Below are 25,123 nucleotides of genomic sequence, written 5' to 3'. Positions count from 1 at the left end.
CGGGGAGGGCACTGAAATGAACACCGGTGAGGCTCAGCCTGACGGGCAGCAGGACGAGACGACGAGCAGCGAGAGGGCGTTCGTCATCGTCACTGGCATGTCCGGGGCGGGGCGGAGCACCGCGGCCAAGGCGCTCGAGGACCTCGGCTGGTTCGTCATCGACAACCTGCCGCCCGGGCTGCTGTTCGCGATGGCGGAGGAGGCCGGCAAGGTCAAGCTGGCCGCCGACAAGGTGGCCGCCGTGGTCGACGTGCGGAGCCTGGCCTTCACCACCGACCTCAACGCCGCCATCGAGGAGCTCGAGGCGCGGGGCGTGCGGGTGCGGGTGGTGTTCCTGGAGGCCAGCGACGAGGAGCTCGTCCGCAGGTTCGAGAACGTCCGCCGGCCGCACCCGCTGCAGGGAGAGGGCCGGCTGGTCGACGGGATCACCCGAGAGCGGGGGATTCTACGCGAAGTACGCGCCAACGCCGATCTCGTGATCGACACCTCGTCCCACAACGTGCATGATCTACGTAACAAGATCGTCGCGTACTTCGGTGGGGAGGATCGGCCGGGATTGCGGGTCAACGTGGTGTCGTTCGGGTTCAAATATGGGCTGCCGGTGGATGCCGACCTCGTGGTCGACTGCCGGTTCCTGCCCAACCCGCACTGGGTGCCCGAACTGCGGCCGATGAACGGGCTCGACGCCCCGGTCCGCGACTACGTGCTCGGGCAACCGGGGGCCAAGGAGTTCCTCGACTCCTACGAGGAGGTGCTGCGGGTCATCGCCGCCGGATACTCGCGCGAGGGCAAGAGCTACGCGACGCTCGCGGTGGGGTGCACAGGTGGCAAGCACCGCAGCGTGGCCATGGCTGAGCAGCTCGCCGCGCGATTGCGCGACCGCGAGATGGAGGTCCAGGTGAGTCACCGGGATGTGGGGCGGGAGTGACGGATGAGCACTTCACAGCGTCGGCGTCGTCGCACTCGCTAGCGGGCGGTACGCCTGCCGGGCGGGAAGGTCACGGTGATCCGCCCACCGGCGGGCAAGCCGGTTCTGAGGGTCTGTCTGTTGGGCAGGGGCGTCGGGGTGGGGCGCACTTGTCCGATGGGGGGATCGGGCCCGGTGTGGTGGCGTTGGGGGGCGGGCATGGGTTGTTCGCCTCTCTGTCCGCCTTACGAGTCGTCACCGACCGGCTGACCGCCGTGGTGACCGTCGCCGACGACGGCGGGTCCAGCGGGCGGTTGCGGCGTGAGCTCGGTGTGCTGCCGCCGGGTGACCTGCGGATGGCGCTGGCCGCGCTGTGCGGTGACGACGAGTGGGGCAGCACCTGGAGCGAGGTCGTGCAGCACCGCTTCCGCAGCGAGGGCGACCTGCACGGGCACGCCGTCGGCAACCTGCTGATCGTGGCGCTGTGGGAGCTGCTCGGCGACCCCGTGACCGGACTCGACTGGGTCGGGCGGCTGCTCGGCGCGCACGGCCGGGTGCTGCCGATGGCCTCGGTGCCGCTCGACATCGTGGCCGAGGTGGAGCTCGACGGCGTCATCTCGATCGTGCGCGGGCAGGTGGCGTGCGCGCTGACGCCCGGCCGGGTGCAGGCGATCTCGCTGGTGCCCGAGGACCCGCCGGCGCGGCCCGAGGCCGTCGCGGCGGTGCTGGACGCCGACTGGGTGGTGTTCGGGCCGGGGTCGTGGTTCACCAGCGTGTTGCCCCATCTCAAGGTGCCCGAGCTGGCGCGTGCCCTGCATGAGACCAAGGCCAAGCGGCTCGTCACGCTCAACCTCGCCCCCCAGCCGGGCGAGACCGACGATTTCTCCCCCCAGCAACACCTGGAGGTGCTCCGGCAGCACGCCCCGGACCTGGCCATCGACGTCGTACTCGCCGACACGGGAATCGTCGACGATCCCGGCGCGCTGGAGAAGGCCGCCGCGGCGCTCGGCGCGCGGCTCGTCATGGCGGACGTGGCCGCCGCCGACGGCTCGCCCAAGCATGACCCACGACGTCTTGCCTCCGTCCTGGACGAGATTTTCCTCCAGAAGCGTTGATCCTGGTCGGCGTGGCGCGAAGGTGCGAGAGACTGACGTGAGCCGGTCTGAATGGGGGAGAGGACTTACGTATGGCCATGACAGGTGTGGTGAAAGACGAGCTGAGCCGCCTGCCGGTGCTGAAGCCGTGCTGCCGCAAGGCGGAGGTTTCGACGCTGCTGCGGTTCGCCAGCGGTCTGCACCTGGTGGGCGGCCGGATCGTGATCGAGGCCGAGCTCGACACCAACGCCACCGCGCGGCGACTGATCAAGGACATCGGCGAGGTGTTCGGGCACAAGGCGGAGGTGCTGGTGCTCGCGCCGGCCGGACTGCGCAAGGGCTCGCGCTACGTCGTACGGGTCTACCGTGACGGCGAGGCGCTGGCCCGTCAGACGGGCCTGATCGACAACCACGGCCGCCCGGTGCGCGGCCTGCCCCGCCAGGTGGTGGCGGGGGCCGCCTGCGACGCGGAGGCGGCCTGGCGCGGAGCGTTCCTGGCACACGGGTCGCTGACCGAGCCGGGGCGGTCGATGTCGCTCGAGGTCACCTGCCCGGGCCCGGAGGCGGCGCTGGCCCTGGTCGGCTCGGCGCGACGGCTCAAGATCCACGCCAAGGCGCGGGAGGTGCGCGGCGTCGACCGGGTCGTCGTGCGCGACGGCGACGCGATCAGCGCGCTGCTCACCCGGCTCGGCGCGCACGACAGCGTGCTGGCCTGGGAGGAGCGGCGGATGCGGCGCGAGGTGCGGGCCACCGCCAACCGCCTGGCCAACTTCGACGACGCCAACCTGCGTCGTTCGGCCCGCGCCGCGGTCGCGGCGGGGGCGCGGGTGCAGCGGGCGCTGGAGATCCTCGGGGACGAGGCGCCCGAGCACTTGGTGGTGGCCGGGCGGCTGCGGGTGGAGCACAAGCAGGCGTCGCTGGAGGAGCTGGGGCAGATCGCCGACCCGCCGCTGACCAAGGACGCCATCGCGGGGCGTATCCGGCGGTTGCTGGCCATGGCCGACAAACGGGCCTCCGACCTGGGCATCCCCAACACCGAGGCCAATCTCACCGTGGACATGCTCGCCCCCTGACCGGCGGGTGGACGCCTTTTTTGGTGCTGTCAAAAGCCTTCACAGCTTTTACGGCAGGGCACGGTGGGCTCGCACGCGCCGACGTGGGTGGCCGTCTGTCATGGCCGGTCGTCGGGGCTCACGGGGTGCTCGCCGTGACGAGCGCACTGTGGGCCGGGTGTTCCGTGACCCGTTGACCGTGGAGGCGGTGAATCGGGCGGCGCGGCCGGTGGTGGTGTTCATTGGGACGCCGGTCGCAGGCAGACGCCTCTTGACGGTTCGGGCCTCGGTAGGGGCGTCTGGTCGGCGTTGCCGGTGATGGGTGCCGGTGGGGGCGTCTGGTCGGCGTTGCCGTGAAGGGTGCCGGTGGTGGGGGCGCCCGCCGGTGGGGGGCGGCGGTTGGTGTGCTAATGGGGGGTGCCTTTCGGGGGGTTCAGTCGCGGGCCGGCCTTCGGGGGGTGAAGAGGTCCTGCTTGGGGGGCTGGGCGGGCTCGAAGGGGGCGCGGTACTCGGGCTCCTGCGGCTCCGGTTCGGCCGGGGCCGTCTGGGCCCGTCGTACGCGGACCACGCGGAACGTGAGCAGGCACAGGGCCGCCAGGGCGGCCACCGCGATGTAGAGCCAGACCGCCCACATCTCGGCCAGGGGAGCCTGGTAGAGGGACAGTGCCGTGGGCAGGCCCTCGGTGAAGTTGGGCACGGTGACGTCGGCCAGTCCGGCCGGGGCGCGTTGATCGGGCGGGGTGCGCAGGATCGTGCCGGCCATGATCGACGAGCCCGTGATCTGGCCGGCGACCACGGCGCCGCCCGCGTACAGCGCTGACAGGGGAAGCAGGACGATGTTGCGCGGGCGTACCGCGCCCATGGCGAACGCGACCACCATGGCGATCACGAGAGACAGTGCGAGGGAAAGGGGCAGGCCGTTGCCGAACTGCGTGAGGACGCCCGGAAGGCGGTCCTGGAAGAGGACGGCCGCTCCCAGCGCGGCAGCGCAGACGAGTGCGGCGAGCAGGCCTGCGAGTAGTCCGGGAAGCAGGCCGGACCTGTTATGCGACATCTCAGCCCCCAGAGATTTGCTCGAACTTACTACGACGAGTCGGGCACTTTACTCGAACCGGGCAAAACGTGTCTGCCGAACTGTCACACACAGCACGGGACCTGAAGTGGTCTAAACCAATTTGGTTCGGATAGGGTTCGTGGTTGAGGTTTCAGCCCGCCATCTGATAAACGAGGGGATCGGTTCTGTGAGCATCCGCGTAGGCGTCAATGGCTTCGGCCGTATCGGCCGCAACTTCTGGCGCGCTGTCGCCGCCAGTGGCAAGGACATCGAGATCGTCGCGGTCAACGACCTGACCGACACGGCGACGCTCGCGCACCTGCTGAAGTACGACAGCATCCTGGGCCGCCTGCCCTACGAGGTGAAGGCCACGAGCGACGAGATCACCGTGGACGGCAAGGGCATCAAGGTCTTCGCGGAGCGCGACCCGGGCAAGCTGCCCTGGGGCGACCTCGGCGTTGACGTGGTGGTGGAGTCCACCGGCCTGTTCACCGACGCCACCAAGGCCAAGGTGCACGCCGACAACGGCGCCAAGAAGGTCATCATCTCCGCCCCGGCGAAGAACGAGGACGTCACCATCGTGATGGGCGTCAACGACGGCGCCTACGACCCGTCCAGCCACACCATCATCTCCAACGCCTCCTGCACCACCAACTGCCTGGCGCCGATGGCCAAGGTCCTGCACGACACCTTCACCATCCAGAAGGGTCTGATGACCACCATCCACGCCTACACGCAGGACCAGAACCTGCAGGACGGCCCGCACAAGGACCTGCGCCGCGCCCGCGCCGCCGCGCTCAACGTGGTGCCCACCTCCACCGGCGCCGCCAAGGCCATCGGCCTGGTGCTGCCCGAGCTCAAGGGCAAGCTCGACGGCTTCGCCATGCGCGTGCCGATCCCCACCGGCTCGGCCACCGACCTCACCGTCGACGTGAGCCGCGAGGTCACCGTCGAGGAGGTCAACGCCGCGGTCAAGGCCGCCGCCGAGGGCCCGCTCAAGGGCATCCTCGCCTACACCGAGGACGAGATCGTCTCCTCCGACATCGTCACCGACCCGGCTTCCTGCATCTTCGACGCCGGCCTCACCAAGGTCATCGGCAACCAGGTCAAGGTCGTCGGCTGGTACGACAACGAGTGGGGCTACTCCAACCGCCTCGCCGACCTGATCGAGCTGGTGGGCCGCGGCCTCTGATGCAGCGACGCACTGAGCGGACCACGCACCGGCTGACCTCTCGGGGCGCGTGCCCCGCCGAAACAGGAGCATGAGCATGCGCACGCTCGACGATCTCGACGTGAAGGGCCGGCGCGTGCTCGTGCGCGCCGACCTCAACGTCCCGCTCGACGGGGAGACGATCACCGATGACGGCCGCATCCGGGCGTCGGTACCGACGATCAAGGCGCTGACCGGCAAGGGCGCCAAGGTCGTCGTCTGCGCCCACCTGGGCCGGCCCAAGGGCAAGGTCGACCCGGAATTCTCGCTCAAGCCGGTCGCCAAGCGCCTGGGCGAGCTGCTCGGCCAGGACGTGGCCTTCGCCGCCGACGTGGTCAGCGACAGCGCCCGCGACACCGTCGCGTCGCTCCAGGACAGCCAGGTGGCCCTGCTGGAGAACCTGCGTTACGAGCAGGGCGAGGAGTCCAAGGACGACGCCGTGCGCGAGGCCTTCGCGCAGCGGCTGGCCGGGCTGGCCGAGCTCTACGTCGGCGACGGCTTCGGCGCGGTGCACCGCCGCCACGCCAGCGTCTACGACGTGCCCAAGCTGCTGCCGCACGCGGCGGGCGGGCTGGTCGTGGCCGAGGTCGAGGTGCTGAAGCGGCTGACCGAGGGCACCGAGCGGCCCTACGTCGTGGTCCTGGGCGGCGCCAAGGTCTCCGACAAGCTCGGCGTCATCGCCAACCTGCTGACCAAGGTCGACCGGCTGCTGATCGGCGGCGGCATGGCCTACACCTTCCTGAAGGCCCAGGGGCATGAGGTCGGCAGGTCGCTGCTCCAGGAGGACCAGCTCGACCAGGTGCGCGGCTTCCTCGCCGAGGCGGGGCGGCGCGGCGTCGAGCTCGTCCTGCCCGTGGACGTGCTGGCGGCGGTCACGTTCGCCGCCGACGCCGAGCACGACGTGGTCGACGCGACCGCGATCCCGGCCGACCGGGAGGGGCTCGACATCGGGCCCAGGACGCGCGAGCTGTTCGCGACCAAGCTGGCCGACGCCGAAACCGTGTTCTGGAACGGGCCCATGGGCGTGTTCGAGTTCGACGCGTTCTCCGGCGGCACCAGGGCGGTGGCCGAGGCGCTGATCTCCCGGACCGGCAGCGGGGGCGCCTTCACCGTGGTCGGCGGCGGCGACTCGGCGGCGGCCGTACGGAGGCTGGAGCTTCCCGAGGACGGTTTCTCGCACATTTCCACCGGTGGCGGGGCCAGCCTCGAATACCTTGAGGGCAAGACCCTGCCCGGACTCGCGGCGCTGGAGGCGTGAAGTGGCGACGGAGCCGATCCGGCGTGGCGAGTGGCGCGGAAGATCGAGGGACGAGGCGTCCCATGGCACCGACGAGGAGTGGTGAGCGACCAATGAGCACCCGCAAGCCGCTCATCGCCGGCAACTGGAAGATGAACCTCAACCACCTTGAGGCCATCGCGCTGGTCCAGAAGCTGGCCTTCGCGCTCAACGACAAGGACTTCGACAAGGTGGACGTGGCGGTGCTGCCGCCGTTCGTCGACCTGCGCAGCGTGCAGACGCTGGTCGACGGTGACCGGCTCAGGATCGTCTACGGCGCCCAGGACCTGTCGCAGTATGACGCCGGCGCCTACACCGGAGAGGTGTCGGGCGTCATGCTTGCCAAACTCGACTGCACCTACGTGGTGGTCGGCCACTCCGAGCGCAGGCAATACCACAATGAGGACGACGACCTGGTCAACGCCAAGGTGCACGCCGCCCTCCGCAACTCGCTGACGCCGATCCTGTGCGTGGGCGAGGGGCTGCTCGTGCGTCAAGAGGGCGGACAAATCACGCACTGTCTTGGACAACTCGACGGGGCGCTGCGCAAAGTCACCGCCGAGCAGGCAAAATCGATAGTAGTGGCCTACGAACCGGTGTGGGCGATCGGCACCGGCGAGGTGGCCACTCCTGAGGACGCCCAGGAGGTCTGCGGGGCGCTGCGAGCCAGACTCGCTGAGCTCTACGACCCCGAAGTGGCCTCGTCGGTCCGTATCCTTTACGGTGGCTCGGTCAAGTCAGGCAATATCGCAGGGATCATGGCTCAACCCGATGTGGATGGCGCGCTCGTGGGCGGTGCCAGTATCGACGCCGGGGAGTTCACCAAGATCTGTCGTTTCTCCGAAATGCCCGGCTAACTGAGTCGTTCTGGGGGTGCGACTTGACAACAGGCCGTACCCTCAGAAGGCAAGTCTGAATCGTCACGCGTAACAGAGCATCGAAGGAACAGGCATACCGTGGAAATCGGAATCTCCATCGCCCTCATCCTGGCGAGCGGTCTCATGATCCTGCTCGTCCTGCTCCACAAGGGCAAGGGTGGCGGCCTGTCTGACATGTTCGGCGGCGGCTTCTCGTCGAACTTCGGTGGTTCCTCGGTGGTGGAGCGCAACCTCGACCGGTTGACCGTTATCACGGGCACGGTCTGGTTCGTCTGCATCATCGCTCTCGGCCTTCTCATGAGGCCGTGAGCACACAAGTTAACGCGTGACAGTGATTCTCCCCCCGTGTCCGTACGCGGGGCGATCGAGCGAGGAGTTCATCCGTGGGTAGTGGCAACGCGATCCGTGGCAGCCGAGTCGGCGCCGGCCCGATGGGGGAGGCCGAGCGCGGCGAGGCAGCTCCGAGAGTGCGGGTCTCGTTCTGGTGTGCCAACATGCACGAGACGCGCCCCAGTTTCGCCAGCGACGCGGCGGTCCCCGAGCTGTGGGACTGCCCGCGATGCGGCCTCCCAGCCGGACAGGACGAGGAGGCCCCGCCTGCCCCGCCCAAGAACGAGCCGTACAAGACGCACCTGGCTTACGTGAAGGAGCGCAGGAGCGACAAAGACGGCAAGGCGATCCTCGAGGAGGCACTGGAGCGCCTGCGCAACAACAAGTCCCCCTGGTAGTCCGAAGTCGGCGAAGGGCCCCGGATGCTCGTTTCCGGGGCCCTTCGCCGTTCCCGAAGTGCTGTAGGGCGGGGGTCAGGGGCGCTCGTAGACCGGCTCGCCGTCCACGAACGTCATGCGTACGCGCGTCGTCCAGATCTCGCCCGGCGGCAGCTCGAACGGGTCGCGGTCCAGCACCGCCAGGTCGGCCGGGCGGCCGGGCTCGACGGCGCCCGCGGGCGAGCGGTTGATCCAGGCCGAGCCCGCCGTGTACGCGGTCATGGCGGCGGCCAGGTCGATGCGCTGGCCGGGCAGGAACGGCGTCTGCGCGGTCGGATAGCCGGCGTGCACCGAGCCGCCCGGCTCCGTGCGGTTGACCGCGACGTGCATGCCCTGCAAAGGATCGGCGCTGGAAACGGGCCAGTCGCTGCCCGCGCAGCAGTGGGTGCCGTGCGCCAGCAGGTCCGCGAACGGATACTGCCACGACGAGCGCGGCTCGCCCAGGAACGGCAGCGTCAGCTCGTCCATCTGCGCGTGGTGGGTGGCCCACAGCGGCTGCAGGTTGGCCGTGACGCCCAGCGCGGCGAAGCGGGGCACGTCGGAGGGCTCGATGATCTGCAGGTGGGCGATGTGGTGGCGGTTGGCGGGATCGGTGCCCTCGAAGCTGTCCAGGGCCTCGCGTACGGCCCGCTCGCCGATGGCGTGGAAGTGCACCTGGAAGCCGAGGCGGTCCAGCTCGGCCACGTAATGCCTGAGCTTGCCGGGGTCCACGTACGACAGGCCCGTGCCGCCGCAGCGGCAGTAGGGCTCCAGCGTGGCGGCGGTGAAGTTCTCCGTGATGCCGTCCTGCATGATCTTGACGGAGCCGGCGCGGAAACGGTCCAGGCCCTCGGCGGCGGCCCGGCGTTCGACCAGGTCGTCGATCTGCTCCGCACCCCGGGTCCTGTCCCACCACAGGGCGCCCACCACGCGCGCCCGCAGGCTGCCCGAGCGGGCCGCCGCCAGGTAGGTGGGCAACTGGTCGTCCGAGCCCGCGTAGGAACCCACGATGGCGTCCTGCCAGCCGGTGATGCCCAGGGAGAACAGGTACGCCTGCGCGTCCGCCAGGGCGTCCAGGAGGTCCTGCGAGGTGGGGCGGGGGGTGAGCAGGCCCACGAGGTCCATCGCGCCCTCGTGCAGCACGCCGGTCGGGGCGCCGGTGGCGTCGCGCTCGATCCGGCCGTCCGCCGGGTCGGGGGTGTCCCTGGTGATGCCGGCCCGGTCGAGGGCGCGGGTGTTGACCCAGGCGGCGTGGTGGTCGCGCTGGATCAGGTAGGCGGGGCGGTCGAGGAAGTCAAGGTGTTCGCGGTGGGGGAGACCGCCAGGGAATGCGGACATGTCCCAGCCGCCGCCATCAATCCACTCTTTATCTGGATTTTTCGCGGCATAATCGGTGATCTTTGCCAAGTATGTGTCTAGGCCGAAATCTTCTGACAAATCGCACTTTGCGCGTTCGAGTCCCGCCTGGACCGGATGGATGTGCGCATCCGTGAATCCCGGCGCCAGCAAACCCCCGTCCAGGTCCACCGTCTCGTGTGGCCGGCGGGCGAGGTCACGTTCGGGGCCCACTTCCGCGATCACGCCGTCCCGGACGAGCACCGCTTCGGCCAGGACACCTTTCGGGGTGAAGACGCGCCCTCCTCGGAAGAGGATGTTCATCCAGGTCTCGCTTTCTGTGGTTGCTCGCCGCCGGCGCGGTCTCGCGGGTTCGGTCACTTCCGTTAAGTGTGCCGGTGATCGACGAGCTGCTGCCCGCGGGGGTGCACGCGGCCGAGGTCTTCGACGACGAGTCGCCCGTCGAGCTGTTCCCCGAGGAGGCGGCGCTGATGGCCGGCGCCTCGGACCGGGGGCGCAGCCAGTTCGCCAGCGTACGGGGGTGCGCGCGCCGTGCGCCGAGCCCGCCTCCCGCTTCCCGAGGGCGTGCTCGGGCTCGTGACCGGGCCGGAGGAGCGGGCCATGCCGGCGCGGCTCCCCGGGCCGCAGCCGTGGGACCGGGTGCTGTTCTGCGCCATGGAGGCCCTCTACAAGGCGTGGTTCCCGCTCACCGAGACCTGGGCCGGGTTCCGGGACGCGGTCGTCGAAATCGAGCCCGGGGGCGGGTTCGCCGCCCGCATGCTGCTCGACGCCGCCGGCCGCGGCCGGCGCTCGGCAGGCTCCTGCTCCGCCAGACCATGGCGCCCGGGGCGCCCAAGGCCGCGGCCGAGGCCGACCGGCGGATGTTCGCCGAGCCGCCCGGCGAGGTGCGCGCCGCCCGCTTCGCCTGCTCGCGCGGGATGGGCCTGCGGCAGGACCTGGCCCGCGGTGACCGTTCCCGCGGTCGTGCTCGCGGGTGACGCCGACAAGGTCATTGCTCCGGAGCTGGGCGAGGCGGTGGCCGCCGCGCTGCCGTACGCCCGGTTCGAACGGGTGCCGGGCGCCGGGCACACCCTGCCGCTGGAGGCCCCGGGCCGGATCGTCATGGCGGTCGCCGAGCTCGCGGGACGCTGAGACGACCGCGCATGCGGCTGAGCCTCCTGACTATGGAGCATCTCGGGCCGCCGGGCTTGACTGTTCGACGTGATGGAGAGGGGCCGGGCCGCGGACGGACACCAGGGAGCTGCGCCGCCGCGCGCCGGGGTTCGCCGCCGAGGAGAAGGAGAGCTGACCTCATGACATACACCGCTCGGCGCCCGGTCGCCGTCTCTCACAGTCGCGGATGGGCCTCACCCCTGCTGTGGCTGGCCACGGTGGCGATGGGTTTGATGGCGGGCTTGTTCTACGCCTTCTCGGTGTCGGTGATGCCAGGGCTGGCCCAGGCGGACAACCGTGCGTTCGTCCTGGTCATGAACCGGATCAACCAGGCCATCGAGAACCCGGCCTTCGCCCTGACCTTCTTCGGCGCTTTCGTCTTCACCGGCGCCGCCGCCATCGCCCAGTACCGGATGGGACTGCGTACCGCCGCCCGCTGGACCGCGGCCGCCCTGGCTCTGTACGTCGTGGCCCTGGCCATCACGATGGGTGTCAACGTGCCGCTCAATGAGGAGCTGGCCAAGGCCGCCGACGACTACGCCGCCGCCCGCGAGAACTTCGAGGGCCTCTGGAACGTCACGAACAACGTCCGCGGCCTGGCCTGCACCCTCGCCCTGGTCTGCCTGGCCCGCTCCCTGAGGCTGCAGGGCCGGGACGAGCGGGCGTGAGCCGCCGCCCCGCGGGGTCAGGCGTAGGCCGGCAGCCGGTCCGGCTCGCCCGCCCCGAGCGGGCCGGTGAGCATCCGCCTGCGGTAGTCCTGCGGGCTGAGCCCCCGTACGCGCTTGAAGGCCGCGCTCAGGGCGAACGAGCTGCCGTAGCCGACCTTCCTGGCCACCGTCGAGATCGTCGTGTCGGACTCGCACAGCAGGTCGGCGGCCAGGGCGAGCCGCCAGCCCGTGAGGTAGCTCATGGGCGGCTCGCCCACCAGCTCCGTGAAGCGCCGGGCCAGCCCGGCCCGCGAGATCCCGGTACGGGCCGCCAGCTCCGCCACCGTCCACGGATGGTCCGGCGCCTCGTGCAGCAGGCGCAGCGCGGGCCCGACCACCGGGTCGTGCTGCGCGCGGTACCAGGCGGGGGCGCCGGTGCCCGGGCGGGCCAGCCACGACCGCAGCACCCTGATCAGGATCAGGTCGAGGACGCGGTCCAGCACCAGTGCCTGCCCCGGCTCGCCCTTGCCGGTCTCCTCGGCCAGCAGCGCGATGAGCGCCGCGTCACCGGCCTCCGCGGGCCTGACCAGCAGTGGCGGCAGCGCGGCCAGCAGCCGCTTGCCGATCTCGCTGTGCATCTGGTAGGTCCCGCTGAGCATCAGCGCCGCCCCGTCGGGCCGCTCGCCCCAGGTGCGCACGCCGAGGTTCATCGACTCCCGCAGCTTCTCGCCGCGCAGTGTGGTGCAGCGCTGGCCGGGATGGATCACGATGTGCGGCGGAGTGCCGGGAGTGTCACCGATCGTGTACGGCTCCGGCCCCCGCGCGATGGCCACCTCACCCGGCCGCAGCGGCACGGCCTCGCCCTCGTCGGGAACGAGCCACGCCTCCCCCCGGATCACCGTGATCAGGGACAGCGGCGCGCCGTCCTCGATGCGCAACGACCACGGCGGGTCCATGACCGTCCTGAGCAGGAACGCTCCCTGCGCCCGCGGCCCGCGCAGCATACCGGTCAACGTGTCGTCAGTCAGCGTTCTCATGAGGTGAGCGTAGACGCTCACGCATGAAATAGCCATATATCATCAATAACCGTCTAAATATATGATCTTTGGATCGGGAAGGACTTCGCAATGGTTCACGACGTGACGCTGGTGCTGGCCACCGTCGCCACGGGGCTGATGGCCGGGCTGTTCTACGCCTTCACCTGCTGCGTCATGCTCGCGCTGCGCCGTACGGGCGACCACGTCTTCATCGAGGTCATGCAGCGGATCAGCGCCGCGATCAAGAACGGCTGGTTCGCCCTGGCCTTCCTCGGCGCACCGGTGTTCCTCGGCGTCGTCCTCGTGCTGGACTGGCGGGCGGGACGGGGCCTCGTGCCGGAGGTGGCGGCCGGGTTCGTGCTGTACGCGCTGACGCTGGTCATCACGTTCGGCGTGAACATCCCGCTCAACAATCAGCTCGACGCGGCCGGGCGGCCAGGCCGGGTGGCGGACGGGGCGCTGGTGCGCCGCAACTTCGAGGGGCCGTGGGTGCGCTGGAACCTGCTGCGTACGCTGACGTCGCTGGCCGCGTTCGCCTGCCTGTGCTGGGCCCTGCTGACGGCCAGATAAAGCGGAAATATGCTGAAAAATCGGTATAAAAAGGTGGGAGAAACACGCCGTTAGCGGTCACGTAACAGCGGTCGGGCATGCTCTGGAGCCATGGGATTCTTGCGCATCCGGACCACAGTGGACGAGCGGCCCGGGCGACTGGCCTCGCTCGCCTCGGCCCTGGCCGCCAGGGGCGGCAACATCCTTGGCCTGAGCGTGCAGTCCGACCATGACGGCACCGTGGACGAGTTCGTCGCCGACATCCCCGCCGGCCCGGAGGCCGTGCGCGAGGCCCTGGAGGCGGCCGGCGGGCGCCGGGTGCAGGTGGTCCCGGCCACCGCTCACGAACTGACCGACGAGCCCACCAGGGCGCTGCTGCTGGCCACCCGGCTCCGGGCGATGCCGTGGCGGCTGCCCGACCTGCTGGCCGAGTTGCTGCGCGCGGACGACGCCCGGTGGATCTATGGTGAGGCGGTGAGCGATCTTCCTGACCCCACCCAGCTCGTCGTGCCCGTGGCGGCCCGCCGCGCGGTCCGGCTCCGCCGCGCGGAGCTGCCCTTCACGCTGACCGAGGCGGCCCGGGCGGCCGCCTTCACCCGGCTCGCCCGGCCCGCCCCCGAGCCGAACGCCGGGCCGGAGCGCGAGGTCAAGCTCTCCGACGGGGCGCAGGTCACGATCCACCCGCTCACGTCGATCTACCGCGAGGCCGTACGCGACCTGCACGACAGGTGCTCGCCCGAATCGCGCAGGTTCCGCTACTTCACCTCGATGCCGGCGCTGCCCGCCCGCATGTTCGAGCACCTGTGCGACAGGAGCCGGGGGCATTCGCTGGTCGCCGGGCACGACGGGCAGGTCGTGGCGATGGCGAACCTGGTGTTCACCCCGGACCCCGGCACCGCCGAACTGGCCTTCCTGATCGAGGACCGCTGGCAGGGGCGCGGCCTGGGCACGGCCCTGGCCAGGATGCTCGTGCGGGAGGCACTTGACCTCGGGTACGCCGAGGTCAAGGCCACCATGCTGGCCGACAACGTGAGGATGCGCAGGCTGCTGATCTCGCTGGGCGCCACGCTCGGCTACACCGAGGACCCCGGCGTGGTCGAGGCCAGGCTGCCGGTGGGCGCGATGATCTCAGCCTAGGCCCTCGTCCCGCTCCTCGGGCCGGTCCGCGCTCTTGTCGGGGAGGATGCCGAGGTGGCGCTCGATGCGTTCCAGGCTCTCCTGGATCTGCGCCAGGCGCTCGTTCAGCGCGGAGCCGCCGCCGAAGAACATCTCGGTGGCGGGCCGCTCCTTGGAGCCGTGGCCCACGCGGTCGAGCAGGCGCTGGCGCACGTCGGCCAGGTCCGCGCCGGCGTCCGTGAGCGCCTGGGCGGCCAGGCCCTCGCCCTCCCGGATCAGCCCCAGCAGGATGTGCTCGGTCCCGATGTAGTTGTGGCGCATCTGCAGCGCCTCGCGCAGCGACAGCTCCAGCACCTTCTTGGCGCGGGGCGTGAACGGGATGTGCCCGGCCGGCGACTTGGCGCCGCGGCCGACCTCGCGCTCGACGAACCCGCGTACGTGGTCGAGCTCCACGCCGCAACTTTCCAGGACCAGCGAGGCCAGTCCCTCTCCCTCGTGGATCAGGCCGAGCAATATGTGTTCCGTGCCGATGTAGTTGTGGTTCATCATCCGCGCCTCCTCCTGGGCGAGGACGACGACCCGGCGTGCACGGTCGGTGAAGCGTTCGAACACCAGGGGCCTCCGTTCGACTGGGGGGCTGCCTCCACTATGCGCTAGAAACCGGGGTATGTGGGGTATTTGTCCTGTGTGGATCTTGACGAGGTGGCCGACAGGCTCTACGCGCTGCCGCCGCCGGAGTTCACCGCCGCCCGCGCGGCGGAGGCCCGCGCGGCCAAGGAGGCGGGCGACGTACGGCTGTCGCGCGACATCGCGAAACTACGCAGGCCCACGGTGTCCGCCTGGGCGGTCAACCGGTTCGCCCGCGAGCGGCCCGAGGAGCTGGCACGGCTGCTGGAGGTGGGCGAGCGGCTGCGCGCGGCCTGGCAGGAGCAGGACGCCACGGCGCTGGCCGAGCTGACCCAGCGCCGCGCCGAGGTCACGGCCCGCCTGGGCCGGCTCGTGCGGCAGGCCGGCGACCTGTCCGCGGCGGCGGGCGCCGAGGTGGACCAGACCCTGGAGGCGGCCGTGGTGGACGCCGAGGCCGCCGCGCAGGTGCGCGGCGGGCGCCTGGTCAAGCCGCTCAGCTACAGCGGCTTCACCCCGGCCCCGGCGCCCCGGCAGCGGCCCGCCGCGGTCAGGAAGTCCAAGGAGGAGGCGGCGAAGTCCAAGGAGGAGGCGGCGGAGGCGGCCAGGAGGCGCGAGGAGGCGCGGGCCAAGGAACGCCGCGAGGCCGAGGCCGCCCACCGGGAGTGGCGAGAGGCGCTGGCGGCGGTCACGAAGGAGCATGACGAGCGCGCCGAGGAGGTCGCCCGCCTGGAGCGGGAGCTGGCCGGGGCGCGCAGGCGGCTCGACGACAGCCGGCAACGGCTGGAGGTCACCCAGCGCGAGGAACGGCACGCGCGACGGCGGCTGGAGCCGTAGAGTGTACGAAACGGTTTCGTACACCTGGGAGTGGCGATGACATCCTGGACCCCTGCCGACATGCCCGACCTGACGGGCAAGGCGGCCATCGTGACCGGCGCCAACAGCGGCATCGGCCTGCCCACCGCGCTGGAGCTGGCCAGGCACGGCGCCCGCGTCGTCGTGGCCGCGCGCAACCCCGGCAAGGGCCGGGCCGCGGTCGAGGAGATCCGGCGGGCCGTGCCCGGCGCGCAGGTGGAGTACGGCGAGCTCGACCTGGCCGACCTGGACTCCGTCCGGCGCTTCGCCGCCGGCGTGGACCGGGTCGATCTGCTGGTCAACAACGCGGGCGTCGGCATGGTCCCCAGGCAGTTCACCAAGGACGGCTTCGAGCTGCAGTTCGGCACCAACCACCTGGGGCACTTCGCGCTCACCGGGCTGCTGCTGCCTCTGCTGCTGGCCGCCCCCGGCGCCCGCGTGGTCAACGTCTCCAGCGACGCCCACCGGGTGGGCCGGCTCGACTTCGATGACCTGGGCCTGGAGCGCGGCTACGGCAAGATGTCCTCCTACGGCCGCTCCAAGCTGGCCAACCTGCTGTTCACCTTCGAGCTGCAGCGGCGGGCCCGGCGCGCCGGCGCGGATCTGACCAGCGCCGCGACCCACCCCGGCGTCACCGCCACCAACTTCTTCACCGTGGGCCCGCTCCAGCCCCTCGTGAAGGTGTTCCTGAAGTCGGCCGCGGCCGGCGCGGTGTCCTCGCTCTACGCCGCGACCTCGCCCGACATCCGGGGCGGCGAGTTCATCGGCCCCCGGCTGCAGCGGATGACGCCCTCGGCCGAGGCCCGCTCCGAGGAGGTCGCCGGGCGGCTGTGGGAGGTGTCCACCGAGCTGACGGGCGTACGATTCGAGGAGATCGCCTATCGCTGAAGGACATGCACGTGGCTCCACTCGACCCTGAGCGTGACAGGGCCATTCTCGACGCCACGCTGGAATTGTTGTCGGAGGTCGGCTACGACCGGATGTCGGTCGACCAGATCGCCAAGCGGGCCAGGGCCAGCAAGGCCACCATCTACCGGCGCTGGGCGGGCAAGCCCGAGCTGGTGGTGGACGTCATCTGCCGGCGGTTCGACATGGACACGTCGCCGGTGGCGGACACCGGCTCGCTCCGCGGCGACCTCGCCTCCGTCTGCCGCGGGCTGTGCGAGCTGGTGGAGCGCAAGCACACGCTGATCATGGGGTTGTCCTCGACGCTGGTGTCCCACCAGGAGCTGGCGCGCACGCTGCGCGAGCACATGCCGACCAGGGATCTCGGCGGCGTGCGCGCGCTGCTGGAGCGGGCCGCGGCACGCGGGGAGCTGGCCGGGCCGGTGGATCCCGGGCGGCTCTTCGCGGTGGCCGAGGCGCTGGTGTGGCACCAGATGATCTTCATCGGGCCGCCGTTCGGCGCGGACTTCGTCGAGCGATCCGTGGACGAGGTGCTGATGCCGCTGGCCAAGGCATGGTCAGCAGGTGGTTCAGCGGACGGCGTGCGCTAAGTAGGCGCAGACCGGGAAGCCCTCCCGCGCGTACGGGGCCGCCAGCCGGTCGTAGTGGGCCCTGATGCGCTCCCTGATCTCCGGCGGCTGCCTGCCGATCATCCCGAAGCGCGGGCCGCCCGCCTGCACGACGTCGGTCCACCAGGCCGCGAGATCCACGTGGTGGCGCCAGCGCATGGTGTCGACGGCCGCCCGGGCGAATCCCGCCTCCTCCAGCAGGGCGACGAACCGCCGCGGCGTGTCGTTGCCGCTGAACGGCCGTGGCGGCGGCTCGTAGGGGATCCGGGCGGCGGTGATGGCCTCGGCGAAGACGCTGGTGGCGGTCATCTCGTCGGCCTTCCACCAGGTCAGGGCGAGCGTGCCGCCGGGACGCAGCACGCGGCGCAGCTCCTTGAGCGCTCTGTCGGTCTCCGGCACATGGTTGATGACGAAGTTTCCGGCGATGGCGTCAAAGACCTCGTCCTCGAACGGCAGGTCCGGCAGCACCGCGGGCCGGATCGTCGCGTACGGATGGCGGCGGGCGGTCAGCTCCAGCATGACGGGGTCGGCGTCCACGGCGGTGACCTCGGCACCGAGCGCGAGCGCCGCCGCCGTGACCACGCCGGTGCCGCAACCCACGTCGAGCAGGCGGGGCGCGCCGTTTTCGCGGGCGGTGGCGAGGAGGGGGCCGACGGTGTGGGAGCTGAGGTGGGCGAAGCCGCGGTCGTAAGCTTCGGCGTTGGTCACCCGCCTAGCGTAACGCAGCCGCCGAACCTAACAATTCCCTGTGAAATTACACCTCAAAGGCTGGTTTTTCGGGAAATCTCGCTCGTAAGGTCGTCGCCATGACCCTCGACGCCTTCATCCGTGCGCTGCCCAAGGTCGAACTGCACGTCCACCTCGTGGGCTCGGCCTCGATCGCCACCGTGCTGGAACTGTCGCGCCGCTACCCCGGCAGCGAAGTCCCCACGAGCGAGGAGGAGCTGCGCCGCTTCTACACCTTCCGCGACTTCCCGCACTTCGCCGAGGTCTACAGGGCCGTCAACCGCCTGGTCCGCGAGCCGGCGGACGTGGCCACCCTGGTCCTCGGCCTGGCCAGGGACCTGGCCGCGCAGGGCGGCCGGTACGCCGAGCTCCAGGTCACGCCGTACGCGCACCACGTCGTGGGGATGCCGATGCGCGAGGTGACCGAGGCGCTGGACCTGGCCGCCCGCCGCTCCCTGGACGAGCACGGCGTCGAGATGGCCTACATCTTCGACATCCCCGGCGAGTACGGCGAGGAGGCCGCGAGGATCACCGTCGACCACGCCCTCCAGGAACCTCCCGCCGCGCTGGTAGGTTTCGGCCTCGCCGGGATCGAGCAGGAGCGGGTGAAATATCAGGCCGCCTTCCGCGACGCCTTCGCGGCGGCCCGCGCGGCCGGCCTGCACAGCCTCCCGCACGGCGGCGAGATGACCGGCCCCGAGACGATCTGGGAGGTCATCGAGGGGTACGGCGCCGAGCGCATCGGCCACGGCATCTCCTGCATGTCCGACGAGCGCCTGGTCGCCCACCTGCGCGACACCCAGCTACCGCTGGACGTCTGCCCCACCTCGAACGTCTGCACCGGCCAGATCGCCGCCATCGGCGACCACCCGCTGCCCCGGATGCTGGAGGCGGGCCTGTACGTCACGCTCAACAGCGACGACCCGCCCATGTTCGGCACCACGCTGGCGCGGGAATATCGGGTGGCGGCCGACGCGTTCGGCCTCGGCAGGAACGAGCTGGCCGGACTGGCCAGGAACGGCGTTCGGGCCTCCTACCTGCCCAAGGAGCGCAAGCAGGCGCTGCTGGAGGAGATCGACGACCTGATCACAGCCGACACCTGAAAGCCGGCCGCGACCAGGCGGACCAGGCGCGCCAGGCGCGCCAGGCGGAGACGAGGCGCGCCAAAGAAGGAGACCTGGCGCGCCAGGAGGACGAGGCGCGCCAGGCGGAGACGAGCGCGCCAGGCAGAGGACAGGGCGCGTCAGGGCGAGGACGGGCGCCCCAGCCCCATCGGGATCTTGGCGGCCGCGGCCCGGTCCAGCAGGAACAACGTGCGCACCCGGCCCCGGGCCCCGGCCGCGGGCACCTGGAAGGGACCGGAGTCCGACAGCGCCAGGCGTACGGCGCCCGCCTTCTCCTCACCGGCCGACACCACCCACACCTCGCGGGCGGCCTGGATGGAGGGGAAGGTCAGCGAGATGCGGGTCGGCGGCGGCTTGGGGGAGCCGTGCACCGCCACCACCGGCCGCGTGTCGTAGAGCGCCGGCATGCCCGGGAACAGCGAGGCCACGTGCGAGTCCGGCCCGAGGCCGAGCAGCATCACGTCGAAGCTGGGCACCGGCCCGTGATCCTCCGGCCTGGCGGCCTTGCGCAGCTCGGCGGCGTAGGCGTCGGCGGACTCCTCGGCCGTCATGCCCGAGTCGGGACCGAGCATGACGTGCACCCGCTCCGGGTCCACGTCCACGTGGTCCAGCAGGGCCTCGCGGGCGCCGGTCTCGTTGCGCTCCTTGTCTCCGGTGGGCAGGAAGCGCTCGTCACCCCACCACACGTCCAGGCGCCGCCAGTCGACGGCGTCGCGGGCGGGCGTCTCGGCGATGGCCGCGAGCGTCGCTATGCCGACCGAGCCACCGGTCAGCACGATCGACGCCGAGCCCCTGGCCGACTGCACGTCGACCAGGCGGGTGATGATCCGCGCCGCCACGGCCTTGGCCAGGACGTCGGCGTTGCGGTGCACGACCACGGTGGGAACGCTCACGGTCATCCTTTGTACGTCCTGGCGAAACGCTTGACCGCCGCTTCGTAGATCTCGTCGCTGTCGAGTCTACGCATTTCCTCGGCCATCAACTCCGAAGTCTGCCGCCGGGCCAGGGCCACGTTCCGGTCCGGCTGGCCGGGCCGTGACAGGGTGGCCAGCCGGGAGTCGGTCCTGGTCACCGCCAGCTCGCCCTCGCCGAGCTGCAGCCGGACGGCGGTGAGGCCGGGCCCGGCCGAGTCGGCGACCTTGATCGGCGCCCCGAGGCGCTCGGACAACCAGGCGGCCAGCAGCGGCGCGCTCGGATTGCCGGGGGAGGCCTCCACCAGGCCCTTGCGGACCTTGCCCACCGGCTGGTCGAACGCGGCGGCCAGCAGGCTGCGCCACGGCGTCAGCCGGGCCCAGGCCAGGTCGGTGTCGCCGGGGGTGTATCCCTTGGCCCTGGTCACCAGCGACTTGACGCCGCTGTGGTCGAAACCCGTGGCGTCGGTGATCCGCCGCTGCGCGAGGGCGCCGATGGCGTCCTTGGCCGGCGCGTCCGGGGCCGCGCCCGGCCACCACACCACGACCGGCGTGTCGGGCAGCAGCAGCGGGCTGACCACGGAGTCGGCGTGCTGGGTGAGCTCGCCGTACAGGCGCAGCACCACCACCTCGCCGGGGGTGGACTCGCCGATGCGCAGCTCCGCGTCGAGCCGGATCGGCTCGTCGGCCTCGCGGCTGATCACCACGATGATCCGCGAGGGGTGCTCGCGGGCGGCGTCGGTGGCCGCGCGCAGGGCGTCGTACTGGTGACGCTCCTCGGACACCACGACGAGCGTCAGCACCATGCCGATGGCGGGCGCGCCCATCTGGTGGCGCAGGTGCGTGAACTGCGCCGAGATCTTCCCGGCCGTCGTGTCCGACAACATGAACGTCGTCACGACCCCTCCTTCGTCGCTCTCGGGCCGGTCGGGCCGGTCAGTGTCAAGCGTGTCAAGCCCATGGGTCCGGGGCGCTCGCTCACTAGAGCCTCCTCCACACGCGCCCGTCGCGGGCCATCATGGCATCGGCCGACGGCGGCCCCCACGACCCGGCCTCGTACGGCTCGGGCTGGCCCTGCGTGGCCCAGAACTCCTCGATCGGGTCGAGGATCTTCCACGACAGCTCGACCTCCCGCTGGTGCGGGAAGAGCGGCGGGTCGCCGATCATCACGTCGAGCAGCAGCCGCTCGTAGGCCTCCGGCGAGGACTCCAGGAACGACTCCCCGTAGGCGAAGTCCATCGAGACGTCGCGCACCTCCATGGCGGTGCCGGGCACTTTGGAGCCGAACCGCACCGTGATGCCCTCGTCCGGCTGCACCCTGATCACCAGCGCGTTCTGGCCCAGGATCTCGGTGTCGTCCTTGCTGAACGGCAGGTGCGGCGCCCGCTGGAACACCACCGCCACCTCCGTCACCCGGCGGCCCAGGCGTTTGCCGGTACGCAGGTAGAACGGCACCCCCGCCCAGCGCCGGTTGGCGATCTCCAGCTTGATGGCGGCGTAGGTCTCGGTGGTGGAGTCGCTCGAGATGCCCTCTTCCTCTAGGTAACCGACGACCTTCTCGCCGCCCTGCCAGCCCGCGGCGTACTGGCCGCGCGCCGTGTTGAGCCCCAGGTTGGCCGGCAGCCGCACGGCCTTGAGCACCTTCTCCTTCTCCCGTCGCAGCGCCGAGGCGTCGAACGAGGTCGGGTCCTCCATCCCGACCAGCGCGAGGAGCTGGAGCAGGTGGTTCTGGATCACGTCGCGGGCCGCGCCGATGCCGTCGTAGTAGCCGGCGCGCCCGCCGATGCCGATGTCCTCGGCCATGGTGATCTGCACGTGGTCGACATAGCCGCGGTTCCAGATGGGCTCGTAGAGGTTGTTGGCGAACCGCAGCGCCATGATGTTCTGGACGGTCTCCTTGCCCAGGTAGTGGTCGATCCTGAAGATCGAGCTCTCCGGGAAGGCCGAGGTGGTGATCTCGTTCAGCTCGTGGGCCGAGCGCAGGTCGTGGCCGAACGGCTTCTCGATGACCACCCGCCGCCACGAGCCCTCCGGCGCGTCGGCCAGGCCGGTCCGCTTGAGCTGCTCGACCACCACGGGGAAGAACCGCGGCGGCACGGACAGGTAGAACGCGTAGTTTCCACCCGTGCCCCGGGTCTCGTCGATCTCCGCCAGCGCCATGGCCAGCGCGTCGAACGCGCCGTCGTCACTGAACTCGCCGGGCACGAAATGGATGCCCTCGCGCAGCTGCTTCCAGACCTCCTCGCGGAAAGGCGTCCTGGCGTGCGCCTTGACGGCGTCGTGCGTCAATTGGGCGAAGTCCTGGTCCTTCCAATCCCGCCGGGCGAACCCGACCAGGGAGAATCCGGGCGGCAGCAGCCCCCGGTTGCCCAGGTCGTAAATCGCCGGCAACAACTTACGCTTGGCCAGGTCACCCGTCACGCCGAACAACACCATCACGCACGGCCCCGCCACCCGGGGCAGCCGCTTGTCGCGCGGGTCGCGCAGCGGGTTGGCGGCCAGGACCTCCGCGGTCGTGGCGGTGCCCGCGACGGCGGCCGCAGCGGTGACGGCGTCCTCCGCGGGTGCTGCCGGTTCTGTCATCTCAAGCCTCCTGTGCGGCTGCGAGCAGGTGCGCGACTCCCGCCGCGCGGTCGGTCAAGTGCAGGCGTACGGCGGGCCGCCCGCGGGTCTCGAGCGCCCCCAGGTCGCCGAGCGCCTGGGCGAGCTGAAGCCGCCCCAGCGTGTACGGCAGGCCGGGAACCGGCACGTCCTCCGCCACGGCCCCGGTGATCTGCAGGAACACCCCGTTCTGCGGCCCGCCCTTGTGGTATTGCCCGGTCGAGTGCAGGAATCGCGGCCCCCACCCGAACGTCACGGGCCGGTCGGTACGCAACGCGAGCAGCGCCCGCAGCGTCGCCGCGTCGGCCATCATCCAGGCGTCGGTCATCTGCTCGAAGTCGGCCCCTTCCGGCACCGGGGCGTCGAACGCCGCCATCCGGTCCAGATAGGCCATGATCGACAGGTAACCGGTGGCGGGCACCGCGTGCAGCAGTTCGGCGAACACCCCGGGCAGGTCCTTGGCCGTCGGCGCGCCGTAGACCTCGACGGGGCCGTCCACGAAGGCCGGCGCGCCGGTCGGCAGGTCGGGCAGGGCCAGCAGGACCGCGGTGTTGTCCTTCGACTCGGCCACGTTCGGCTGGTCGAAGGGGTCGATCCCGAGCAGCAGCCCGGCCACGGCGGTCGCGTATTCCCACACCAGGAACTGCGCGCCCAGCGGGCCGTCCACCCGCACGTCCGCCGGGTCGGACTCGATCGCGACGATCAGCTCGTCGCTCGTGCCGTTGGGGTCGGCGGCCACGACGGGCAGGATGCCCTTGCCCTGCTTGCCGGTGGACTCGGCGACGAGCTGCTCGATCCAGTCGGGCAGCCCGGTGGCGGCCGAGAGCCGGTCCTCCAGGACCAGCTTGTCGCGCCCGCGCAGCGCCGAGCCGCCGAGCGCCGCGCCGAGGTCGAGCCCGGGATTGCCGGTCTCGCGCGACAGCAGCGGCAGCACCTCCTCGGCGTCGTCCAGCAGCCGCTCCACGTCGGCACCCGCCAGCGCGGCGGGCACCAGCCCGTACGCCGACAGCGCCGAGTAGCGGCCGCCCACGTCGGGCACGGCGAGCACCAGGTGGTAGCCGGCCTCGGCCGCCCGGCCGGCCAGGGGTGAGCCGGGGTCGGTGACGACCACGACGTGGCCGGCCGGATCGATGCCCGCCTCAGCGAAGCGGCGCTCGTAGATCCGCAGCTGGCACTCGGTCTCCACGGTCGTGCCGCTCTTGCCGGCCACGACCAGGAGCGTGGCGTCGAGCCGGTCGTCCAGCGTGCGGCGCACCTGCTCGGGGTCGGAGGTGTCGAGCACGGTGAGCGGCACGTCGGCGGTGGCGCAGATGACCTCCGCCGCCAGCGACGAGCCGCCCATCCCGGCCAGCACCACGTTCGTCAGGCCCTGTGCGCGGGCCCGCCCCGCGAGCTCGCCCAGCTCGGGCAGCAGCTCGCGGGAGCGGCGGGGCAGCGTCAGCCAGCCGAGCCTGACCGCCGCCTCCGCCTCGGCGTCCTCGCCCCACAGCGTGGGGTCGCCGCCGGCGAGCCGCGCGGGCACGCCGTCGGCGACGAGGCGCCCCGCGACGGAGGCGGCGGCCGAGGCCACCGCCTCGTCGCGGTAGGACACGTCCATCACGGAACCAGGTTCTTGGTGACGCTCTCGAGCAGCTCGTTCCAGGAGGCCTCGAACTTCTCGACGCCCTCCTCCTCCAGCACCTTCACCACGTCGTCGTAGTCGACGCCGGCGTCCTTGAGCGCGGCCATGGTGTTCCAGGCCTGCTCGTAGTACGGGCGTACGGTGTCGCCGGTGATGTTGGCGTGGTCGGCCGTCGCGTCGAGCGTCTTCTCCGGCATCGTGTTGACGGTGCCGGGAGCCACGAGCTGGTCGATGTAGAGGGTGTCGGAGTATTCCGGGTTCTTCACGCCGGTGGAGGCCCACAGCGGCCGCTGCGGGCGCGCCCCCGCGGCACGCAGGCGCTGCCAGCGCTCGGAGTTCATCACGTCCTCGTACGCCGCGTACGCCAGCCGGGCGTTGGCCACGCCCGCCTTGCCCTTCAGCTCCGGCTTGCCCAGCTTGTCGAGCCGCTTGTCGATCTCGGTGTCCACCCGGCTGACGAAGAACGAGGCCACCGAGTCGATCGTGGCCAGGTTGAGGCCCTTGGCCTGCGCCGCCTCAAGGCCGGCCAGCCAGGAGTCCATGACCGCGCGGTAGCGCTCCAGGGAGAAGATCAGCGTGACGTTGACGCTGATGCCCTCCGACAGGGCCTGGGTGATCGCGGGCAGCCCCTCCAGGGTCGCCGGGATCTTGATGAACAGGTTGGGCCGGTCCACCATCCACCACAACGACCGCGCCTCGGCGACCGTCTTCTCGCTCTCGCGGGCCAGCCGCGGGTCCACCTCCAGCGAGACGCGGCCGTCCACGCCGCCGCTGGCGTCGAAGACCGGCCGCAGCACGTCGGCGGCCCAGCGGATGTCGTAGGTGGTGATGGCGCGCACCGCCTCGCCCACGTCCACGCCGCGCACGGCGAGGTCGTGGAGCTGGGCGTTGTAGGCGTCACCCTTGCTGAGCGCGTTGGCGAAGATCGTCGGGTTGGAGGTCACCCCGACGACGTTCTTCTCGCGGATCAGCTGCTCCAGGTTGCCGCTGCGCAGGCGCTCGCGGCTGATGTCGTCGAGCCAGATGGAAACGCCCTGGCCGGACAGCTTGTTGAGGATCTCACTCATTTTTCT

General features: G+C 71.0%; 25 protein-coding genes and 1 pseudogene. 16 read left to right on the top strand and 10 right to left on the bottom strand.

Annotated elements, in window-relative coordinates; genetic code table 11:
• The first annotated feature begins 16 nt into the window (after nt 1–16).
• From rapZ to whiA, 3 genes are all read left to right on the top strand, one after another.
• Nucleotides 17–928, top strand: a complete 912-nt coding sequence (rapZ, locus tag BLS95_RS37585; protein ID WP_090942966.1) for an RNase adapter RapZ — start codon at nt 17–19, stop codon at nt 926–928.
• Nucleotides 929–1,104: 176 nt separating this feature from the next.
• The gene (locus BLS95_RS37580; RefSeq protein ID WP_090942963.1) at nt 1,105–2,022 is read left to right on the top strand and encodes a gluconeogenesis factor YvcK family protein; all 918 of its coding nucleotides are present in this window, start codon (nt 1,105–1,107) and stop codon (nt 2,020–2,022) included.
• Nucleotides 2,023–2,093: 71 nt separating this feature from the next.
• Complete coding sequence (whiA, locus tag BLS95_RS37575) at nt 2,094–3,074, top strand: DNA-binding protein WhiA (protein ID WP_026214667.1); 981 nt, start codon at nt 2,094–2,096, stop codon at nt 3,072–3,074.
• A 412-nt stretch (nt 3,075–3,486) separates the two neighbouring features.
• Here whiA and BLS95_RS37570 read toward each other — a convergent pair whose 3' ends face one another.
• Entirely contained in the window at nt 3,487–4,107 is a 621-nt protein-coding gene (locus BLS95_RS37570; protein WP_090942960.1) for a hypothetical protein, read from the bottom strand.
• A 187-nt stretch (nt 4,108–4,294) separates the two neighbouring features.
• Here BLS95_RS37570 and gap point away from each other — a divergent pair, with 187 nt between their 5' ends.
• The 5 genes from gap (at nt 4,295) to BLS95_RS37545 (ending at nt 8,199) form a co-directional block, all read left to right on the top strand.
• Complete coding sequence (gene gap / locus BLS95_RS37565) at nt 4,295–5,299, top strand: type I glyceraldehyde-3-phosphate dehydrogenase (RefSeq protein ID WP_090942956.1); 1,005 nt, start codon at nt 4,295–4,297, stop codon at nt 5,297–5,299.
• Nucleotides 5,300–5,375: 76 nt separating this feature from the next.
• The gene (locus tag BLS95_RS37560) at nt 5,376–6,575 is read left to right on the top strand and encodes a phosphoglycerate kinase (RefSeq protein ID WP_281250073.1); all 1,200 of its coding nucleotides are present in this window, start codon (nt 5,376–5,378) and stop codon (nt 6,573–6,575) included.
• A gap of 92 nt (nt 6,576–6,667) precedes the next feature.
• Nucleotides 6,668–7,450: a triose-phosphate isomerase gene (gene tpiA / locus BLS95_RS37555; protein ID WP_090942950.1), complete on the top strand. Its 783-nt coding sequence runs from the start codon at nt 6,668–6,670 to the stop codon at nt 7,448–7,450.
• 99 nt (nt 7,451–7,549) lie between these two features.
• Complete coding sequence (gene secG / locus BLS95_RS37550; RefSeq protein WP_090942947.1) at nt 7,550–7,780, top strand: preprotein translocase subunit SecG; 231 nt, start codon at nt 7,550–7,552, stop codon at nt 7,778–7,780.
• 74 nt (nt 7,781–7,854) lie between these two features.
• Nucleotides 7,855–8,199, top strand: coding sequence for an RNA polymerase-binding protein RbpA (locus tag BLS95_RS37545; RefSeq protein ID WP_090942943.1), 345 nt, complete (start codon nt 7,855–7,857; stop codon nt 8,197–8,199).
• A gap of 75 nt (nt 8,200–8,274) precedes the next feature.
• Here BLS95_RS37545 and BLS95_RS37540 read toward each other — a convergent pair whose 3' ends face one another.
• On the bottom strand, nt 8,275–9,876 hold the full coding sequence (locus BLS95_RS37540; RefSeq protein ID WP_090942939.1) for an amidohydrolase: 1,602 nt from the start codon (nt 9,874–9,876) through the stop codon (nt 8,275–8,277).
• Nucleotides 9,877–10,104: 228 nt separating this feature from the next.
• On the opposite strand from BLS95_RS37540, the gene BLS95_RS57140 reads away from it, so the two are divergent.
• Nucleotides 10,105–10,704, top strand: coding sequence for a 4'-phosphopantetheinyl transferase superfamily protein (locus BLS95_RS57140; protein ID WP_218136173.1), 600 nt, complete (start codon nt 10,105–10,107; stop codon nt 10,702–10,704).
• Between the two features lie 161 nt (nt 10,705–10,865).
• Nucleotides 10,866–11,393 carry an anthrone oxygenase family protein gene (locus tag BLS95_RS37530; RefSeq protein ID WP_090942936.1) on the top strand — a complete coding sequence of 176 codons (528 nt, stop codon included), beginning with the start codon at nt 10,866–10,868 and terminating at the stop codon, nt 11,391–11,393.
• A gap of 17 nt (nt 11,394–11,410) precedes the next feature.
• On the opposite strand, the gene BLS95_RS37525 is transcribed toward BLS95_RS37530, so the two are convergent.
• Nucleotides 11,411–12,409: an AraC family transcriptional regulator gene (locus BLS95_RS37525; protein ID WP_218136172.1), complete on the bottom strand. Its 999-nt coding sequence runs from the start codon at nt 12,407–12,409 to the stop codon at nt 11,411–11,413.
• Between the two features lie 90 nt (nt 12,410–12,499).
• Here BLS95_RS37525 and BLS95_RS37520 point away from each other — a divergent pair, with 90 nt between their 5' ends.
• A complete protein-coding gene (locus tag BLS95_RS37520) occupies nt 12,500–12,979 on the top strand; it encodes an anthrone oxygenase family protein (protein WP_090942930.1) in 480 nt (159 codons plus the stop codon).
• Nucleotides 12,980–13,069: 90 nt separating this feature from the next.
• Nucleotides 13,070–14,095 (top strand): GNAT family N-acetyltransferase, encoded by a 1,026-nt coding sequence (locus BLS95_RS37515; protein WP_090942927.1) that lies wholly within the window; start codon nt 13,070–13,072, stop codon nt 14,093–14,095.
• 135 nt (nt 14,096–14,230) lie between these two features.
• Here BLS95_RS37515 and BLS95_RS37510 read toward each other — a convergent pair.
• Nucleotides 14,231–14,686: pseudogene (locus BLS95_RS37510) on the bottom strand (Clp protease N-terminal domain-containing protein); the annotation flags it as partial.
• Between the two features lie 75 nt (nt 14,687–14,761).
• Between BLS95_RS37510 and BLS95_RS37505 the strand changes: the two are divergent.
• Genes BLS95_RS37505 through BLS95_RS37495 form a run of 3 tightly spaced genes read left to right on the top strand, consistent with a single transcriptional unit; the run spans nt 14,762 to nt 17,049 of the window.
• A complete protein-coding gene (locus BLS95_RS37505) occupies nt 14,762–15,535 on the top strand; it encodes a hypothetical protein (protein ID WP_143044007.1) in 774 nt (257 codons plus the stop codon).
• Between the two features lie 36 nt (nt 15,536–15,571).
• The gene (locus BLS95_RS37500) at nt 15,572–16,441 is read left to right on the top strand and encodes an oxidoreductase (protein ID WP_090942918.1); all 870 of its coding nucleotides are present in this window, start codon (nt 15,572–15,574) and stop codon (nt 16,439–16,441) included.
• Between the two features lie 11 nt (nt 16,442–16,452).
• Nucleotides 16,453–17,049: a TetR/AcrR family transcriptional regulator gene (locus tag BLS95_RS37495; RefSeq protein ID WP_218136171.1), complete on the top strand. Its 597-nt coding sequence runs from the start codon at nt 16,453–16,455 to the stop codon at nt 17,047–17,049.
• Here the strand turns inward: BLS95_RS37495 and BLS95_RS37490 are convergent.
• Nucleotides 17,029–17,775, bottom strand: a complete 747-nt coding sequence (locus BLS95_RS37490; protein WP_218136170.1) for a class I SAM-dependent methyltransferase — start codon at nt 17,773–17,775, stop codon at nt 17,029–17,031. The genes BLS95_RS37495 and BLS95_RS37490 overlap by 21 nt on opposite strands.
• 98 nt (nt 17,776–17,873) lie before the next feature.
• On the opposite strand from BLS95_RS37490, the gene add reads away from it, so the two are divergent.
• Nucleotides 17,874–18,896, top strand: coding sequence for an adenosine deaminase (gene add / locus BLS95_RS37485; protein ID WP_090942909.1), 1,023 nt, complete (start codon nt 17,874–17,876; stop codon nt 18,894–18,896).
• Between the two features lie 140 nt (nt 18,897–19,036).
• Here the strand turns inward: add and pgl are convergent, their stop codons facing one another.
• The 5 genes from pgl to tal all read right to left on the bottom strand — a co-directional run bounded on the left by pgl (nt 19,037) and on the right by tal (nt 25,117).
• Nucleotides 19,037–19,810, bottom strand: a complete 774-nt coding sequence (gene pgl / locus BLS95_RS37480) for a 6-phosphogluconolactonase (protein ID WP_090943090.1) — start codon at nt 19,808–19,810, stop codon at nt 19,037–19,039.
• A gap of 2 nt (nt 19,811–19,812) precedes the next feature.
• Nucleotides 19,813–20,727, bottom strand: a complete 915-nt coding sequence (locus tag BLS95_RS37475; protein ID WP_090942905.1) for a glucose-6-phosphate dehydrogenase assembly protein OpcA — start codon at nt 20,725–20,727, stop codon at nt 19,813–19,815.
• A gap of 82 nt (nt 20,728–20,809) precedes the next feature.
• Nucleotides 20,810–22,411 carry a glucose-6-phosphate dehydrogenase gene (gene zwf, locus BLS95_RS37470; protein WP_090942902.1) on the bottom strand — a complete coding sequence of 534 codons (1,602 nt, stop codon included), beginning with the start codon at nt 22,409–22,411 and terminating at the stop codon, nt 20,810–20,812.
• A gap of 1 nt (nt 22,412) precedes the next feature.
• The gene (locus tag BLS95_RS37465) at nt 22,413–24,026 is read right to left on the bottom strand and encodes a glucose-6-phosphate isomerase (RefSeq protein ID WP_090942899.1); all 1,614 of its coding nucleotides are present in this window, start codon (nt 24,024–24,026) and stop codon (nt 22,413–22,415) included.
• Entirely contained in the window at nt 24,026–25,117 is a 1,092-nt protein-coding gene (gene tal, locus BLS95_RS37460; RefSeq protein WP_090942896.1) for a transaldolase, read from the bottom strand. Before tal ends, BLS95_RS37465 begins: the two co-directional genes overlap by 1 nt.
• Nucleotides 25,118–25,123 lie beyond the last annotated feature (6 nt).

The organism is Nonomuraea jiangxiensis (genome assembly GCF_900099965.1).
GTDB classification, from domain to species: Bacteria; Actinomycetota; Actinomycetes; order Streptosporangiales; family Streptosporangiaceae; genus Nonomuraea; species Nonomuraea jiangxiensis.
This window is presented reverse-complemented; position numbering and strand designations above follow the sequence as displayed.